This window comes from Rhodococcus sp. NPDC057529 (assembly GCF_042802055.1).
Classification (GTDB): Bacteria; Actinomycetota; Actinomycetes; order Mycobacteriales; family Mycobacteriaceae; genus Rhodococcus_F.
Genome location: NZ_JBHVEY010000008.1, coordinates 23174 through 36899, shown reverse-complemented (window position 1 = coordinate 36899; position 13726 = coordinate 23174). Strand labels below are relative to the sequence as shown.

Genomic DNA, 13726 nt, shown 5'->3' with positions numbered 1-13726 from the left:
ACTTCGGTGTGGACGCCGGTCTCCCGTGTCAAGCTGTCGTCAGGTACGACAGCGAGGAGTGGGCCGGTGATTCACGGAAGGTATTTCGAGTTCAAGGGTCGTCCTGCCGTGCGGTTCCGGTGCACGTACCCGTTCGCCGTCCAGAGGCTGTGGGAGGCCGTGTCCGAGCCGGACGAACTCGCACACTGGTTTCCGTCACGGGTCCGGCTCGACACCTACGCCGGCGGCGACATCGAATTCTTCCCGGACCCGCACAGCGACCCCGAGACGGGGACGGTCCTCGTCTACGGTGCGCCGTGCACACTGGCGTTCACCTGGGGCGGGGACGAGATTCACTTCGAGGTCGAGCCGACCGCGGAAGGGTGCGCACTGACGCTCGTCAATGTGCTCGAGGTCCGCAACACTGCGGCCAGGAACGCCGCCGGGTGGAGTGTCTGCCTCGCCGACCTCGACCGGCACCTCGACGGGGCGGACACATCCGGTCACGGCCGCGATGCGTCCGCGGACTGGCGGCCGTTCTATCAGACCTATCTCACCGAGGGAATGCCGTCGGGTGCCCCGATCCCGGGGGAGTCCGCCTGACGGCGGTTCGTCAGCGGCGGGGACGTTCGAACAGGCTCTCCACGTTCGACGCCGGCTCGTTCGGCGCCTCGACCGCGATGTTGCCGCCGGTCCTGAGCCACCCGTTCCTCAGTGAGGACGTCAACCAGTTGTCGAGTGCGGCTTGGGTTTCGAACTTCAGGACGATCACGCAGACATCGGAGGTGCTGCTCTCCTTGAGCCACCCGCCGCCGAGGAACCCGGGGAACAGCCGGGCGAGGCCGAGGCCGGTCTGAATCCAGTCGGCGAACTCCTCGTCGCAGCCGCGGAGAACCCGGCGGACGATGGTCGTCGTGACGGACGCATCCACAGGCTCGCCTGCTCCGGCGTCCTCGGCCGCGTTCTCCATCGTGTCCCTACCTCGGTTCCGGCTCACCCCCGTGACATGTTCACCTCAAACTACCAGCGGATTCGACGTCACAGGTCGTAGAAGGGTGCGGCGTACCGGAACGTGCCGGTGATGGACGGATCCCAGCATGCGAGTCGGCGGACCTGGAAGTGGGACGACCACGACGGCTGGTCCGGCTCGATCCCGACCGACGTTCCGGAGACGAATCCGAACCGCGGGTAGTAGTCGAGGTGACCGAGCAATGCGACGAGCGGTTCGTCCCTGGCGTCGGCGCCGCCGAGCGCGGCGTGCATCAGCGCCGAACCCACCCCGTCGCGCTGGAGACGGGGGAGGACGCCGATCGGGCCGAGTGCGAGTACGTCGGTGGAGTCGACGGTCGCGCGGGTCAGGCAGACGTGGCCGACGACGGCTCCGTCGATCTCGGCGACGAGGGCCAGTTGCGGAATCCAGTCGTCGCTCGACCGCAGCCGGGTCACGAGTCCGACCTCGACGGGAGCGTCGCCGTCGAAGGCCTGCCGGTGCACCTCGGCCACCGCGTCGACGTCGCCCGGGTTCTCGCGTCTGATCAGCATGCGCACACAGTGCATCGGCGGGGCTGCCGACCGCAACGGAATTTTTCCGGCGCCACCGTTGTCCGGCCGGTAGCGGTGTGCGAAAAGCGTTCTCCAATTGTGACCGTACGACGTTTGCGGCCGAATGAATTTCCGGCCCATCGGTAGCAGTATGGGCAGAACGTGAGTCGAGCGAAGGACAACGGGAGCGGGGGTGCGGGTGGTCGACGCCAGGGTGGTCGGATATAGTTGCGATGTGCAACACAACGAGGTCGAGCCGGAGGAAACGCCCGCATCGGGCGTGGTGGCCGTCCATGACGAACTCGTCCGCCTCGTCCGGCAGCTGGTCGCCGGTGACCGTCCTCCCGTCGGATCCCCGACGTTCGCTCAACATTCGCTGCTGTCCTTCGTCGCCCGCAATCCAGGATGCCGGGCCACCCAGATCTCGGACGCGTTCGGCGTGCACCGCTCCACCGTGTCGCGTCAACTCCGGGGCTGCATCGACGAGGGCTGGGTGCACGCCGAACCGGGACCGCTGCGCAGTGGTCACCCGTTGAGCCTCACCGATGGCGGAGTCGCGGTGCTGGCCGGCGCGGACGCCCGCCGGGTGGAGGAAGTCCGCGACCGGGTGGCCTCCTGGTCGGACGGCGAGATCGCCGCGTTCGCCCGGCACCTCCGCAAGTTCCGCCAGGGCGGCGACACAGACGACAGCATCGGAGACGACGCCCGTGCGTGAGTACACCACCGCCCCGACGTTCACCGTGTCGGACCACGAAAACGCCGTGCTCCGGGTGTTCGCGCACGCCGAGAGCTACCCGGATCGGGTGATGTACACGCGTCCGGAGTCCGGCGGGTGGGTCGACGTGACGGCCAAGGACTTCGGCGCACTCGTCATCGGGGTCGCGAAGGGTCTGATCGCCAACGGAGTCCGGCCCGGCGACCGGGTGGCGCTGCTGTCGTCGACACGCTTCGAATGGTCGCTGCTCGACTACGCGATCTGGGCGGCGGGCGCGGCGTCCGTCCCGATCTACGACTCCTCCTCGCACGACCAGATCCGGTGGATCATCGAGGATTCGGGGGCGGTGGCAGCGCTCGTGGAGACCCCGGCCCACGCGTCGAGTTTCGAAGGTGACGGTATCCCGTACACGCTGAAGCGGATCCTCACCATCGACGAGGACGCGGTGGGCACGCTCATCACGGACGGGTTGCCGATCGACGATTCCGAGGTGTTCAAGCGGGTGGTGGCGTTGACCGCCAACGATCTCGCCTCGCTCGTGTACACGTCCGGCACCACGGGCCGTCCGAAGGGCTGCATCCTCACCCACCGGAACTTTCTGTCGGAGGTGCGGTCGTTGCTCGCGGCGCCGATCGGCGACGTCGCCCGGCCCGGCAACCGGGTGCTGACGTTCCTGCCGCTGGCGCACGTGCTGGCGCGCGCGGTGTCGCTGGCGATGTTCGAAGGCGGGGCGACGCAGGCGCACTGGTCCGACTTCGGCACGGTCACGGGTGAATTCGAACGTTTCCGGCCCAACACCATCCTCGGTGTTCCCCGGGTGTTCGAGAAGGTGCGCGACGGTGCGGCGCGCAAGGCGGCGTCGGGTGGCGGCCTGCAGAAGCGGATCTTCGACTTCGCCGAGGCCACGGCGGTGGCGTACAGCGAGGCCCAGGACACCGGCGGTGCGCCGCTGCGGCTCCGGCTGGAGCACGCGGTCGCCGACAAACTCGTCTACGCGAAACTCCGTGCTGCCCTGGGCGGCGACTGCTGGTGGGCGATCTCGGGTGGTGGAGCACTCATGCCCAGGCTCGGCCACTTCTTCCGCGGCATCGGGGTTCCGGTCTACGAGGGCTACGGACTCACCGAATCGACGGCCGCGCACTGCGTGAACGTTCCCGGCGCCCAGCGGATCGGGACGGTCGGCCGGCCGCTGGGCGGCAACAGTGTGCGCGTCGCCGAGGACGGCGAGATAGAACTGCGCGGCGGCGTCGTGTTCGGCGGCTACTGGCGCAACGAACACGCCACGCGGGAAGTACTGGACGACGGCTGGTTTCGCACCGGCGACCTCGGCGACCTGGACGAGAGCGGATATCTCACCATCACCGGTCGCAAGAAGGATCTGCTGATCACCGCAGGCGGCAAGAACGTGTCACCGGGTCCGCTCGAGGACCGGCTGCGCTCGCATCCCCTCGTTTCGCAGGCGGTGGTGGTGGGCGACGGCCGCCCGTTCATCGGGGCCCTGCTGACCGTGGATCCGCAGGAATTCGGCAAGTGGAAGGCCGCGCACGGTAGGCCGTCCGAAGCCACGGTAGCGGACCTGCGTGACGACGAGGAACTGCGCGGAGACCTGCAGGACGCCGTGGACGACGCGAACACCACCGTCTCGCACACGGAGTCGATCAAACGGTTCGTCGTGCTGGACCGCGACCTCACGGAGGCTGACGGGGAGCTGACCGCCACCCTGAAGATCAAGCGGCCCGTGGTGACCGAGCGTTTCGCGGCCGACATCGCGAGCCTGTACCGCCGGGGCTGACCGGCTACGGTGGCGGCATGACAACAGCTTTCGTTCTGTCGGGTGGGGCGAGCCTCGGGGCAATCGAGGTCGGAATGCTGCAGACCCTGATCGGCAGGGGAATTCGGCCGGACCTCATCGTCGGCACGTCCGTCGGCGCGCTCAACGGCGCCTGGCTCGCCGGCGGTTCCTCCGACGCGGACCTGCGCGAACTGGCCGAACTGTGGCGCGGTCTCACCCGCAGCGCGGTGTTTCCCGCCGGATTGCTCACCGGATTCACCGGGTTCGTCGGACTCCGCAACCACCTGGTCTCCAACCGCGCCATCAGAAAGTTGCTGCAGCAGCATCTGCGATTCGAACGGATGGAGGATGCGCCGATCCCGTTGCACGTCATCGCCGTCGACGTGCTCACCGGCAAGGACGTCCGGCTGTCGACGGGGCCTGCCGTCGATGCCGTCACCGCCAGCGCGTCGTTGCCCGGCCTCCTCCCGCCCGTGGTGATCGACGGCCGGGCGCTGATGGACGGCGGGGTCGTCAACAACACCCCCATCTCCCATGCGATCGAACTGGGGGCGACGACCGTGTGGGTGCTCCCCACCGGGTACGCCTGCACCCTGTCGAAGGTCCCCGGAAGTGCGCTGGGTATGGGGCTGCTCGGGGTGACGCTCGCGATCAATCAGCGGCTCGCGCTCGACATCGAACGGTACGAGAGCGTCGCGGACATCCGGGTGGTGCCGCCGCTGTGCCCGCTGGACACGAGTCCCGCCGACTTCGGCGACGCCGACGAACTGATCACGCGGGCGCGGGAGCAGACCGCGACGTGGCTCGACGAGGCGCGCGTCGCCGCGGTCGGTCAGGCCGATCTGCTGCTGCCGCACGTGCACCGATAGCCGTCAGCGGCACCCCGCGGGTGCGGGCACTCCCGCCAGCCGGTCGTCGATCCAGCGCACCACCTCGGGCAGCGCGAACACGGCGGCGGTGAGGTGCTCACCGAACTGCGGCGCGTACGTGACGTCGGCACCGCCGCGGCACCACTCCTGCTGCAGTGTGATCACCCCGTCCTCCGGAATCCACTCGTCGCCGAGGAACACTCGCGACGACCCGTGATACAGCAAGATCGGCGCGGTCGGGGTGAGCGCGCCCATCCTGTTCTCGGCGACCACCGTTCGGGCCGTGGGATTGCCGAACGGGTCGGGAACCGCGGCGAACAGTTCGGCGGGCAGCGAGGCGACCCCGGCCGGCGCGAGCGCCAGGATGCACTGGTCCTTCAACGGCGACGTCGCCAGCGCCACACCGAGCGGATTCGCCAGCATCAGCATCTCCGGGTATTCGCGGGCGAGCCCGAGGACGGCGGACAGGTACACACCCGAACCGAGCTGGCCGTTCATCGTCCTGCGAAGCAACCCGAAATCGGCGGGTGTTCCGCCCGCGGCGGCGCCGGCGAGTTGCACGTCCGGTGCGTACGTCGGCTGCAGTTGCGCCGCCCAGCCGGTGGCGATCGCACCACCGCTGTATCCGGTCGCGAGAACCGGGCTGTCCGAGAGCCCGAGGCCGGGAAGCTGCCTCATGCCGCGGATGCTGTCGAGCACGGCATGACCCGCCATCCGCCCCGCGCTGTACGCCATCCGCGGTCCCTGGTGGTCCGGCACGAGCACCGCGTAGTTCTTCGCGAGGAAGAGCGAGAGCACCGGTGGGATGTCCAGGTCGAGGGTCTGCCAGTCGTGCACCATCTTGTAGGACGGGGTGCACCGGGCGCCCAGCGAGTCGATGGGCATGTTGTAGTCGACAACCGGTCGCGGACCCGGCGCGGTCCACTCCGCCGTCGGCACCAGCACCGTCGCGGTCACCGGCACGGGGCGGTCCTTGGAATCGTTGGAACGCACCATGATCTGGTGGGCCCGGTGCGGGACGAGGGGGTTCGGCACCGCCCGGAGCGTCACTTCCCGTGAGCGGATGATGTCGCCGGCCGCGAACTCCGCGACGTTCGGCGGCCAGACGAAGAAGTCGTCGTCCAGGATGGGGGACGGGAGAATGGATTCGGGCCCGAGGGGCTGGGTGGCCGCACGCGGAGGGTGGGTGCACAGATACGCGGCCGCGCAGGTGGACAGTGTCATCAGGACCACCGCACGAAACAGGTTCATCGCTACCACCGCCCTGAGGTAACTGTCCCAGGATGTAACTGTAACTCCAGTCACATCGTCGCAGATAGACACGACTACAGCGGTGGTTTGTTTTCGCAGCGGGATGGTTACTGTGTGTGCATGGCGGTCACCGTGGAGCGGGCAGAACTCGAGCAGGCTGAAGACATCGTTCAGATGCACTGGGACGCAGAGGATTGGCTCCTGGCCAGGGAAATCGATCCGCCCGCCCGCGGTGAGGTCTCGCTCGCCGACGTGCGTGAGCAGATCGAGTTCGGGGAATGGCGTGTCGCGCTGTTCGCGGGGATCGTGGTGGGTGCGCTCCGGGTGCTGCGATCCGATCCGGACGTGTGGCTCGAGGACGACATTCCGGCCGCATACGTGGCCCGGGTCATGACCGACCGTAGGCACGCCAGCGCCGGACTGGGTGCCCAGTTGCTGCGGTGGGTCGACGAGCACGCCCGCTCCGAGGACGCGTCCGTCGTGCGAATCGACTGCGTCGAAACCAACTCCCGGCTCCGCGACTACTACGAGGAGCAGGGGTTCTTCCTGGTGGGTCGCCGGGACTTCGACGTGGAGTGGCCGAGCGTCGTGCTCATGGAGAAGGCGCTGCGCTGACCGTTCACAGCGGGTCGAGGATCCGGTGCAGGAACTGCCGTAGTCGCGGGCTGGTCGGATTGACGAGTACGTCTTTCGGGGTGCCGCGTTCGAGTACGACACCGTTGTCGACGAACAGCACCTGGTCGGCCACCTGCTGCGCGAACCGGATCTCGTGAGTCACGATCACCATCGTCCAGCCCTCGGTCGCGAGATCCCGGATCACCCGCAACACCTCGCCGACCAGTTCGGGGTCGAGCGCGGACGTGGGCTCGTCGAACAGCATCAGTTTCGGCTTCAGGGCGAGCGCCCGGGCGATACCGACCCGCTGCTGCTGGCCGCCCGACAACTCGTACGGGTACTGGTCCGCCTTCTCCGCGAGACCGACCTGCGTCAGCAACCGCAGCGCGTCCGCACGCGCCTCGGCCTTGGGCCGCTTCTGCACCACGATCGGGCCCTCGGTGACGTTCTGGATCGCCGTCTTGTGCGGAAACAGGTTGTGGGCCTGGAACACCATGCCGCTCTGCGCGCGGAACCTGGCCAGCGCCGACCGGCCCACCTCGGCGCCGAAGTCCACCGACTCGTCGCCGATGGAGATCACCCCGCGGTCCGCCACGTCCAGGGCATTGAGGGTCCGCAACACCGTCGTCTTGCCGGAGCCCGACGGTCCGATGATGACGGTCACCGTGCCCGCCCCGACGTCGAAGCTGATGTCGCGCAGAACGTGATGGTCGCCGAACGACTTCTCGACGCCGGATACCTGAAGCAGGGGAGGGGTGTCGGTCATCGGGCCACATACCTGTCGAGTCGGGCTTCGAGCCGGATCTGGACGGCCGACAGGAAGATGCAGATCACCCAGTAGTACAGCGCGGCGATGCCGTAGAGGGCGAAGAAGTCGAACGTCGGTGCGGCCGCGAGCTGGGCGACGCGCAGCAGTTCGGTCACCAGGATCGTCGACGCCAGCGACGTGTCCTTCACCAGTGAGATCAGCGTGTTGGACAGCGGCGGGACGGCCACCCGCGTGGCCTGCGGCAGCACGATCCGCTGCAGCGTGGTGGTGTAGCCCATGCCGATGGTCTGCGCGGCTTCCCACTGTCCCTTGGGGATCGACAGGATCGCCGCCCGGATCACCTCGGCCGCGTAGCCGCCGACGTTGAGGCTGAACGCGATCACCGCGGCCGGGAACGGTTCGAGCGTCACACCGAACTGTGGCAGCGCGTAGAACACGATGAACAACTGCACCAGCAGCGGGGTGCCGCGGATGATGGAGACGTAGAAGCGGGCCAGCATCGACAGCGGTCCGATCGACGAGATCCTGGCGAGCGCCACCAGCAACGCGATCATCAGACCGATGGTGAAGCTGATGATCGTCAGCGGAATCGTCATGGTGATCGTGGCCTTCAGCATCGGCCACAGGTTGTCCAGGATCAGCTGGACCGTTGCGTCGTCCACGGGCGGGCTCTCAGTTGGTCGGTGCCGACACGTCGGTGCCGAAGTACTTCTGTGAGATCTGTGCGAGAGTTCCGTCGGCGCGCAGTTCGTCCAGGGCCTTGTCGATGTCGGGTATCAGGCCGCTGTCCTTGCGGGCCGCGAACGCCTGCTCGCTCGTGTCGCCGGTCTCGGCGGCGACCTTCACCCCGGTGTCGCCGGTCTGCTTCTGGTATTCGGCGACGGCCAGATTGTCGTTGACGGTGGCGTCGACCCGGCCGTCCTTCAGCAGCGTGATGGCCTGCACGAAGCCCTCGACGGATTCGACGTTCGCGCCCGCGTCCCTGGCCACCTGCGCCCAGTTGCTCGTCGCGGACTGCGCCGTCGTCTTGCCGTTCAGGTCGGCGAGCGAGGTGATCGAGTTGTCGTCGGCGCGGGTGACGATCACACCCTCGGAGTAGGTGTACGGCGTCGACAGGTCGTACTTCTGGGTGCGCTCGTCGTTGACGGTCACCTGGTTGGCGACGAGGTCGTAGCGTTTCGCCTCGAGTCCCGCGAAGATGGAGTCCCACGGGGTCTGGGTGAACTCGACGGACACGCCGAGTTTGTCGCCGACCGCGCGGATGACGTCGACGTCGTACCCGGTGAGCTGACCGTCGGGACCCTGGTAGCTGAACGGTGTGTACGTGCCCTCGGTGCCGACCTTCAGGACGCCCGATTCGCGTACCTGGTCGATCACCGGCCCCGAATCGGAACTTCCGCACCCGGCCAGCGACAGTGCGGTCAGGACGGCGATCAGGGCGGCCGGAAGTGTGCGTCGCACGGTGTTCCTCCTCTGTCGGCGGATCAGCTAACCGTACTGGTCGAACGCGGCCCGGATAGGATCTTCTGGTTCCCCTCGAAAAGAAGGATTGTCTCTCCGTGCCCTCTCTCGCTCTTCGACGGCCGGTGTGGCTGCATCCGACAGTGTTTCGTATCGAGTCGTTGTCCGCGCTCGTCGTGGCGATGGCCCTCATCCCGGAGGCGTTGTCGTTCTCCATCATCGTGGGTGTCGATCCGCGGGTGGGCTTGTTCACCGCCGCGATCATGGCGATGACCATCGCATTCACCGGCGGCCGTCCCGCGATGATCTCCGCGGCCACCGGTTCGGTGTCGCTGGTGCTGGCCCCGTTGATGGCGTCGCACGGGTTGCAGTACCTCGTCGCGGCGGTCTTCCTCGGCGGTGCGATGCAGATCGTCCTCGGCGTTTTCGGCGTGGCGCGGCTCATGCGGTTCCTGCCCCGCAGTGTGATGGTCGGCTTCTGCAATGCGCTGGGAATCCTCATCTTCGTGCACCAGTTCCCGTATCTGACAAATGTGCCGTGGGCGGTGTACGCGCTCCTCGCCGCCGGCCTGGCGCTGCTCGTGTGGATTCCCCGGCTGACCACGGCAGTGCCCGCGCCGCTGCTCGTGATCGTCGGACTCACCGCGTTCACCGTCCTCGCCGGTGTCGCGGTGCCCACGGTCGGGGATCAGGGCGAACTGCCCGACGGCCTGCCGACGCTGATCGGGCTGCCGGACGTTCCGCTCACGGTCGACACCCTGCGCATCATCGCGCCGTTCGCGCTGGCGATGGCCGTCGTCGGACTCCTCGAATCATTGATGAGCGCCAAACTCGTGGACTCGGTCACCGACACGCATTCGGACAAGACACGTGAGTCGTGGGGGCAGGGAGTCGCGAACATCGTGACCGGTCTCTTCGGCGGCATGGGCGGGTGCGCCCTGATCGGACAGACCATCATCAACGTCAAGACCGGCGGTGCCCGAACCCGGTTGTCGACGTTCCTGTCGGGTGCGTTTCTGCTGATTCTCGTGGTCGGTCTCGGCGACGTGGTGGGAACCATTCCGATGGCGGCGCTCGTCGCCGTGATGGTGCTGGTGGCCGCCACGACCTTCGACTGGCACAGCGTCCGCACACTCCGGCGGATGCCGCTCAGCGAGACGCTGGTGATGCTCAGCACCGTCGCGGGCACCCTGGCCACGGACAATCTCGCGATCGGTGTGGGTGTCGGTGTGCTCGTCGCGATGGTGCTGTTCGCGCGCCGCGTGGCGCACATGGTGGACGTGCGCGGCGAACTCGACGGCGACGTGAAGACGTACCGGGTGAGCGGCCAGCTGTTCTTCGCCTCGTCCAACGACCTCGTGTTCTCGTTCGACTATGCGGACGACCCCGGCCGCGTGGTCATCGATCTGTCGGGCGCCACCATCTGGGACGCCTCCACCGTGGCCGCGCTCGACGGCATCACCACGAAGTACGCGAGCCGCGGCACCGACGTCACCGTGGAGGGCCTGAATCCGGTCAGCGAGGAGCGGTACCGCAGGCTGACCGGCCGGCTGGGCGACTAACCGACGGTCTCCCGCAGATACGCGAGGTCGTCGGCCAGCCCGTCCTCGGGCGTCTCGAGGACGACGGGCGCGCCGGCGGTCCGCACGACCTCGGCGAGCAGTTCGGGGTCGATGGTTCCGTCGGCGAGGTTGGCGTGCCGGTCGCGTGCCGAGTCGAACTCGTCACGTGAGTTGTTGAGGTGCACCAGGTCGATGCGGCCGGTGATGGCCTTGATGCGTTCGACGACCCCCACCAGGTCCTCGCCGCCCGCCCACGCGTGGCAGGTGTCGAGGCAGAAGCCGGCGCCGAAATCGCCGACCTCCTGCCACAGCCGGTCGATGGCGTCGAAGTGCCGGGCCATCGCGAAGTCGCCGCCTGCCGTGTTCTCGATGAGGATGGGAACCGGGAATCCGCCCTTGTCGGCCTGGCGTTCGAAGAGTTTGCGCCAGTTGACGACCCCCGCGCTCACGTCCTCGCCGTCGCGGACGTGCCCGCCGTGGACCACCAGCCCGAACGCGCCGATGTCGGCGGCGGCCTGGGCTTGCTGCGCGACGGCGTTGCGCGAGGGCATCCGGAGCCGGTTGTTGAGGCTGGCCACGTTGATCACGTACGACGAGTGCACGACCACGTCGATGGGGCTGTCGCGGATCTCGTCGGTCCGCGGATGCGTCGGCGGTTTCTCCCACTTCTGCGGGTCCGTGAGGAACATCTGAATGACGTCGGCGCCGAGCCGTTCGCCGTATCCGATCGGATCTTCGTCCTGGCGGACGTGTGCTCCTATGCGCATCTAACCAGGGTAGGGGGTGGGTGCCGAGACAAGGGCTGTGCTTGCGATCGCAGGCGTAAGGGGGATTGCAGTGTCTTTTTCCTCGACTTCCATCCTTAAGCCTGCGTCCGCAGTCATAGGCATGGACTTCGGCGCAGAATCGGCGCACACTGACGTTAAGCATCCGTCGACAAGCACTGAGCGATCAGGGAGGCTGCCATGGCGACCCCACGCCGCCGCGAGCGAACCGAGACCGGCGGGATCTCCGACGGATTCGTGGCACGGCGACACCAACTCGGGCTGACCCAGGCAGAGCTCGCCGACCTGGCCGGGGTGTCCAGGTCGAGTGTGCAGTCGATCGAATCCGGTCGCGGGACAGTCCAGCTGGATCTCGTCGACGCCGTCGCAGACGCCATGGGATGCCGTCTGTCGCTCGTCACCCGCGCAGGTGCGGAGGTGACGGTCTGATGGTCGAGAACCTCAGCGGCGTCGACCGGGCCGACGTCTACAAGGGTGACCGCCTCGCGGGCACTCTCGTGCGGGAGGGCGGTGACGTCGTCTTCCACTACGACCCCCCGTACCTGCAGGATCCCGGTGCCCCACAGGTCGCGTGGACGATCCCCACCTCGTCGACCGACGTGCGCGCCAGCGGCGGCAGCGTCCCGCCGTTCTTCGCGGGGCTCCTCCCCGAGGGGATCCGGCTGCGGGGTGCGGTCGCGGCCACCAAGACGTCCGAGGACGATCACCTCACGATCCTGATGGCGGTCGGAGCCGACACGATCGGCGACGTGCGCGTCCTGCCCGCAGGAGTGCCGCCCCCCGAGACTGCACCCGTCTTCGACCCCGACGCGATCGAGCGCCAAGACCTGCGGGCGTTGTTCGAGCACATGTCGGGGCACGAGGCCGTGAAACTGGACCCCACCTCTCTGCCCGGGGTGCAGGCGAAGGTGTCGGCCCAGATGTACTCGACCCCGATCGCGACCGAGAAGGGCCCGGCCATTCTCAAACTCTCACCCCCGCAGGGGTACCCGCAGTTGGTCGAGAACGAGCACTTCTTCATGGGACTCGCCGCGCAGTGCGGGTTGCCCGTCGCCGACCACCAACTGGTGCACGACGGCAAGGGCAATGCCGGCCTGCTCGTCGCGCGTTTCGACCGGCGCGTCGATGCGTCCGGCCGGATCATCCGCACCCCCCAGGAGGACGCGTGCCAGGTGATGGGGATGTTCCCTGCTGCCAAGTACCGGCTGAAGACCGAGAACGTGATCACCGCACTCGCCGGGGTATGCGAGCGCGGCGGTGGTTCGGCGCGGGTCGCCACCCTGGAACTGCTTCGGCTGGTGGCCTATTCGTACGCGATCGGCAACGGCGACCTGCACGGCAAGAACTTCTCGGTACAGCTCGCCGAATCGGGGTTGTGGAGCGTGACACCCGCCTACGACCTGCTCTGCACCCAGCCGTACCTCGGGTGGCGCGACCCGATGGCCCTCGACTTCTACGGCAAGGCGAACAAACTCAACCGCAGGCACTTCGTCGAATGCGGGGGCCGGCTCGGTGTTCCCGAACGCGCCGTCACCAGAATGCTCGACGGCGTCCGCAAGGGCATCGGGCGTGGAATCGGGGACATCGAGTCGATCGGCTTCACCGCGAAGGAGAACACACTGCTGCGCACACTGATGGAACGACGTTCGGACGAACTGGGCTGAGCCGGCTCACCACACCCGGAACGCGCTGTCCGAGAGCGTGAATCCGTGACCGGCCTCGCTGCGGCACGTCACCCCGGCGGACTCGTCGACGAGACACGTCAGGTCGTTCACCTGCAACGCACGTCCGTACGACAGTGCGGGGGCGGCCGACCCGTCGAGGGGGTAGAACCGCGGGTCGCCGGCACTGGCGAACTGACCGGGGCGGCCGCCGGTGACCTCGATCGCGTTGGGTGTGACCGGGGTCCCGGACGCACCCGCACCCGGGACCTTCGGCGCCGACGCCGGCATCGGCCCGTGGCATCCGGCGGTCGGGAGGTCGCCGCCCGTCAGGATCGCGCAGTGGAACTTGGTGCTCGGCGTCGTGAAGTAGTAACTCCCCGCCGCGGCGCCGGCGAACGCCTGCGGGTCGGCCGGGGCGGGTGTGGTGGTGGTTGTCGTTGACCTCGGGGCCATGGTGGTGGAGCTCGGGGTCGCGGTGGTGGTCTTCGGGGCGGTCGTCACAGCCGATGTGGTCGCGGGCCCCGCGCCGGCGCCGGTCTCGGGGGAACCGTCGACGGAGCGGGCGCAACCGGCTACCCCCGCTGCCATTGCCACCGCCGCGAACAGAAGTACCGCACGCACCGTGTAGGTCATGGGGAGAGCGTAGAACCGCACACGGCCTTCGGCGTCGCGGCGCGTCGGGCGAAATTCTGGGACAGTGGTGATCAGCGAACGGCCAGGAG

16 protein-coding genes are annotated in these 13726 nt (G+C 67.9%); 8 read left to right on the top strand and 8 right to left on the bottom strand.

Features of this window, described 5'->3' with window-relative positions:
• Positions 1 to 66: 66 nt before the first annotated feature.
• Positions 67 to 582 (top strand): SRPBCC family protein, encoded by a 516-nt coding sequence (locus ACFU5V_RS16990; RefSeq protein WP_378431890.1) that lies wholly within the window; start codon positions 67 to 69, stop codon positions 580 to 582.
• A 10-nt stretch (positions 583 to 592) separates the two neighbouring features.
• Here ACFU5V_RS16990 and ACFU5V_RS16985 read toward each other — a convergent pair whose 3' ends face one another.
• A complete protein-coding gene (locus ACFU5V_RS16985; protein ID WP_378700787.1) occupies positions 593 to 949 on the bottom strand; it encodes an antibiotic biosynthesis monooxygenase in 357 nt (118 codons plus the stop codon).
• Positions 950 to 1017: 68 nt separating this feature from the next.
• Complete coding sequence (locus ACFU5V_RS16980) at positions 1018 to 1521, bottom strand: GNAT family N-acetyltransferase (RefSeq protein WP_378431893.1); 504 nt, start codon at positions 1519 to 1521, stop codon at positions 1018 to 1020.
• A gap of 193 nt (positions 1522 to 1714) precedes the next feature.
• On the opposite strand from ACFU5V_RS16980, the gene ACFU5V_RS16975 reads away from it, so the two are divergent.
• The 3 genes from ACFU5V_RS16975 to ACFU5V_RS16965 are packed head-to-tail and all read left to right on the top strand — an operon-like array spanning position 1715 to position 4897.
• Complete coding sequence (locus ACFU5V_RS16975) at positions 1715 to 2236, top strand: MarR family winged helix-turn-helix transcriptional regulator (protein ID WP_378700785.1); 522 nt, start codon at positions 1715 to 1717, stop codon at positions 2234 to 2236.
• Complete coding sequence (locus ACFU5V_RS16970; RefSeq protein WP_378700783.1) at positions 2229 to 4028, top strand: AMP-dependent synthetase/ligase; 1800 nt, start codon at positions 2229 to 2231, stop codon at positions 4026 to 4028. The genes ACFU5V_RS16975 and ACFU5V_RS16970 overlap by 8 nt, the downstream gene beginning before the upstream one ends.
• Before the next feature lie 17 nt (positions 4029 to 4045).
• Positions 4046 to 4897 (top strand): patatin-like phospholipase family protein, encoded by an 852-nt coding sequence (locus ACFU5V_RS16965; protein ID WP_378700781.1) that lies wholly within the window; start codon positions 4046 to 4048, stop codon positions 4895 to 4897.
• A gap of 3 nt (positions 4898 to 4900) precedes the next feature.
• Here the strand turns inward: ACFU5V_RS16965 and ACFU5V_RS16960 are convergent, their stop codons facing one another.
• Entirely contained in the window at positions 4901 to 6148 is a 1248-nt protein-coding gene (locus ACFU5V_RS16960) for a lipase family protein (RefSeq protein ID WP_378700779.1), read from the bottom strand.
• A gap of 120 nt (positions 6149 to 6268) precedes the next feature.
• Between ACFU5V_RS16960 and ACFU5V_RS16955 the strand changes: the two genes are divergently transcribed.
• The gene (locus ACFU5V_RS16955) at positions 6269 to 6763 is read left to right on the top strand and encodes a GNAT family N-acetyltransferase (RefSeq protein WP_378431899.1); all 495 of its coding nucleotides are present in this window, start codon (positions 6269 to 6271) and stop codon (positions 6761 to 6763) included.
• Between the two features lie 4 nt (positions 6764 to 6767).
• On the opposite strand, the gene ACFU5V_RS16950 is transcribed toward ACFU5V_RS16955, so the two are convergent.
• Genes ACFU5V_RS16950 through ACFU5V_RS16940 form a run of 3 tightly spaced genes read right to left on the bottom strand, consistent with a single transcriptional unit; the run spans position 6768 to position 8993 of the window.
• Positions 6768 to 7529 (bottom strand): amino acid ABC transporter ATP-binding protein, encoded by a 762-nt coding sequence (locus ACFU5V_RS16950; RefSeq protein ID WP_378431901.1) that lies wholly within the window; start codon positions 7527 to 7529, stop codon positions 6768 to 6770.
• A complete protein-coding gene (locus ACFU5V_RS16945) occupies positions 7526 to 8194 on the bottom strand; it encodes an amino acid ABC transporter permease (RefSeq protein ID WP_378700776.1) in 669 nt (222 codons plus the stop codon). Before ACFU5V_RS16945 ends, ACFU5V_RS16950 begins: the two co-directional genes overlap by 4 nt.
• Positions 8195 to 8204: 10 nt before the next feature.
• Positions 8205 to 8993, bottom strand: coding sequence for an amino acid ABC transporter substrate-binding protein (locus tag ACFU5V_RS16940; RefSeq protein WP_276136135.1), 789 nt, complete (start codon positions 8991 to 8993; stop codon positions 8205 to 8207).
• 98 nt (positions 8994 to 9091) lie between these two features.
• Between ACFU5V_RS16940 and ACFU5V_RS16935 the strand changes: the two genes are divergently transcribed.
• On the top strand, positions 9092 to 10555 hold the full coding sequence (locus ACFU5V_RS16935) for a SulP family inorganic anion transporter (RefSeq protein ID WP_378700774.1): 1464 nt from the start codon (positions 9092 to 9094) through the stop codon (positions 10553 to 10555).
• Here ACFU5V_RS16935 and ACFU5V_RS16930 read toward each other — a convergent pair.
• Positions 10552 to 11322, bottom strand: coding sequence for a deoxyribonuclease IV (locus ACFU5V_RS16930; RefSeq protein ID WP_378431904.1), 771 nt, complete (start codon positions 11320 to 11322; stop codon positions 10552 to 10554). The two genes, ACFU5V_RS16935 and ACFU5V_RS16930, sit on opposite strands and share 4 nt — an antisense overlap.
• Before the next feature lie 198 nt (positions 11323 to 11520).
• Between ACFU5V_RS16930 and ACFU5V_RS16925 the strand changes: the two genes are divergently transcribed.
• Both ACFU5V_RS16925 and ACFU5V_RS16920 read left to right on the top strand, forming a co-directional pair.
• Entirely contained in the window at positions 11521 to 11769 is a 249-nt protein-coding gene (locus ACFU5V_RS16925) for a helix-turn-helix transcriptional regulator (RefSeq protein WP_378700772.1), read from the top strand.
• Positions 11769 to 13004: a type II toxin-antitoxin system HipA family toxin gene (locus tag ACFU5V_RS16920; RefSeq protein ID WP_378431906.1), complete on the top strand. Its 1236-nt coding sequence runs from the start codon at positions 11769 to 11771 to the stop codon at positions 13002 to 13004. The genes ACFU5V_RS16925 and ACFU5V_RS16920 overlap by 1 nt, the downstream gene beginning before the upstream one ends.
• Positions 13005 to 13010: 6 nt before the next feature.
• On the opposite strand, the gene ACFU5V_RS16915 is transcribed toward ACFU5V_RS16920, so the two are convergent.
• Positions 13011 to 13637: a hypothetical protein gene (locus ACFU5V_RS16915; RefSeq protein ID WP_378700770.1), complete on the bottom strand. Its 627-nt coding sequence runs from the start codon at positions 13635 to 13637 to the stop codon at positions 13011 to 13013.
• Positions 13638 to 13726: the final 89 nt, after the last annotated feature.

Bases quoted from the DNA above. Each gene is read 5' to 3' on its own strand.
- ACFU5V_RS16920 (WP_378431906.1), top strand. From the start codon at position 11,769: ATGGTCGAGAACCTCAGCGGCGTCGACCGGGCCGACGTCTACAAGGGT.
- ACFU5V_RS16965 (WP_378700781.1), top strand. From the start codon at position 4,046: ATGACAACAGCTTTCGTTCTGTCGGGTGGGGCGAGCCTCGGGGCAATC.
- ACFU5V_RS16930 (WP_378431904.1), bottom strand. From the start codon at position 11,322: ATGCGCATAGGAGCACACGTCCGCCAGGACGAAGATCCGATCGGATAC.
- ACFU5V_RS16915 (WP_378700770.1), bottom strand. From the start codon at position 13,637: ATGACCTACACGGTGCGTGCGGTACTTCTGTTCGCGGCGGTGGCAATG.
- ACFU5V_RS16925 (WP_378700772.1), top strand. From the start codon at position 11,521: ATGGCGACCCCACGCCGCCGCGAGCGAACCGAGACCGGCGGGATCTCC.
- ACFU5V_RS16950 (WP_378431901.1), bottom strand. From the start codon at position 7,529: ATGACCGACACCCCTCCCCTGCTTCAGGTATCCGGCGTCGAGAAGTCG.
- ACFU5V_RS16980 (WP_378431893.1), bottom strand. From the start codon at position 1,521: ATGCTGATCAGACGCGAGAACCCGGGCGACGTCGACGCGGTGGCCGAG.
- ACFU5V_RS16985 (WP_378700787.1), bottom strand. From the start codon at position 949: ATGGAGAACGCGGCCGAGGACGCCGGAGCAGGCGAGCCTGTGGATGCG.
- ACFU5V_RS16960 (WP_378700779.1), bottom strand. From the start codon at position 6,148: ATGAACCTGTTTCGTGCGGTGGTCCTGATGACACTGTCCACCTGCGCG.
- ACFU5V_RS16955 (WP_378431899.1), top strand. From the start codon at position 6,269: ATGGCGGTCACCGTGGAGCGGGCAGAACTCGAGCAGGCTGAAGACATC.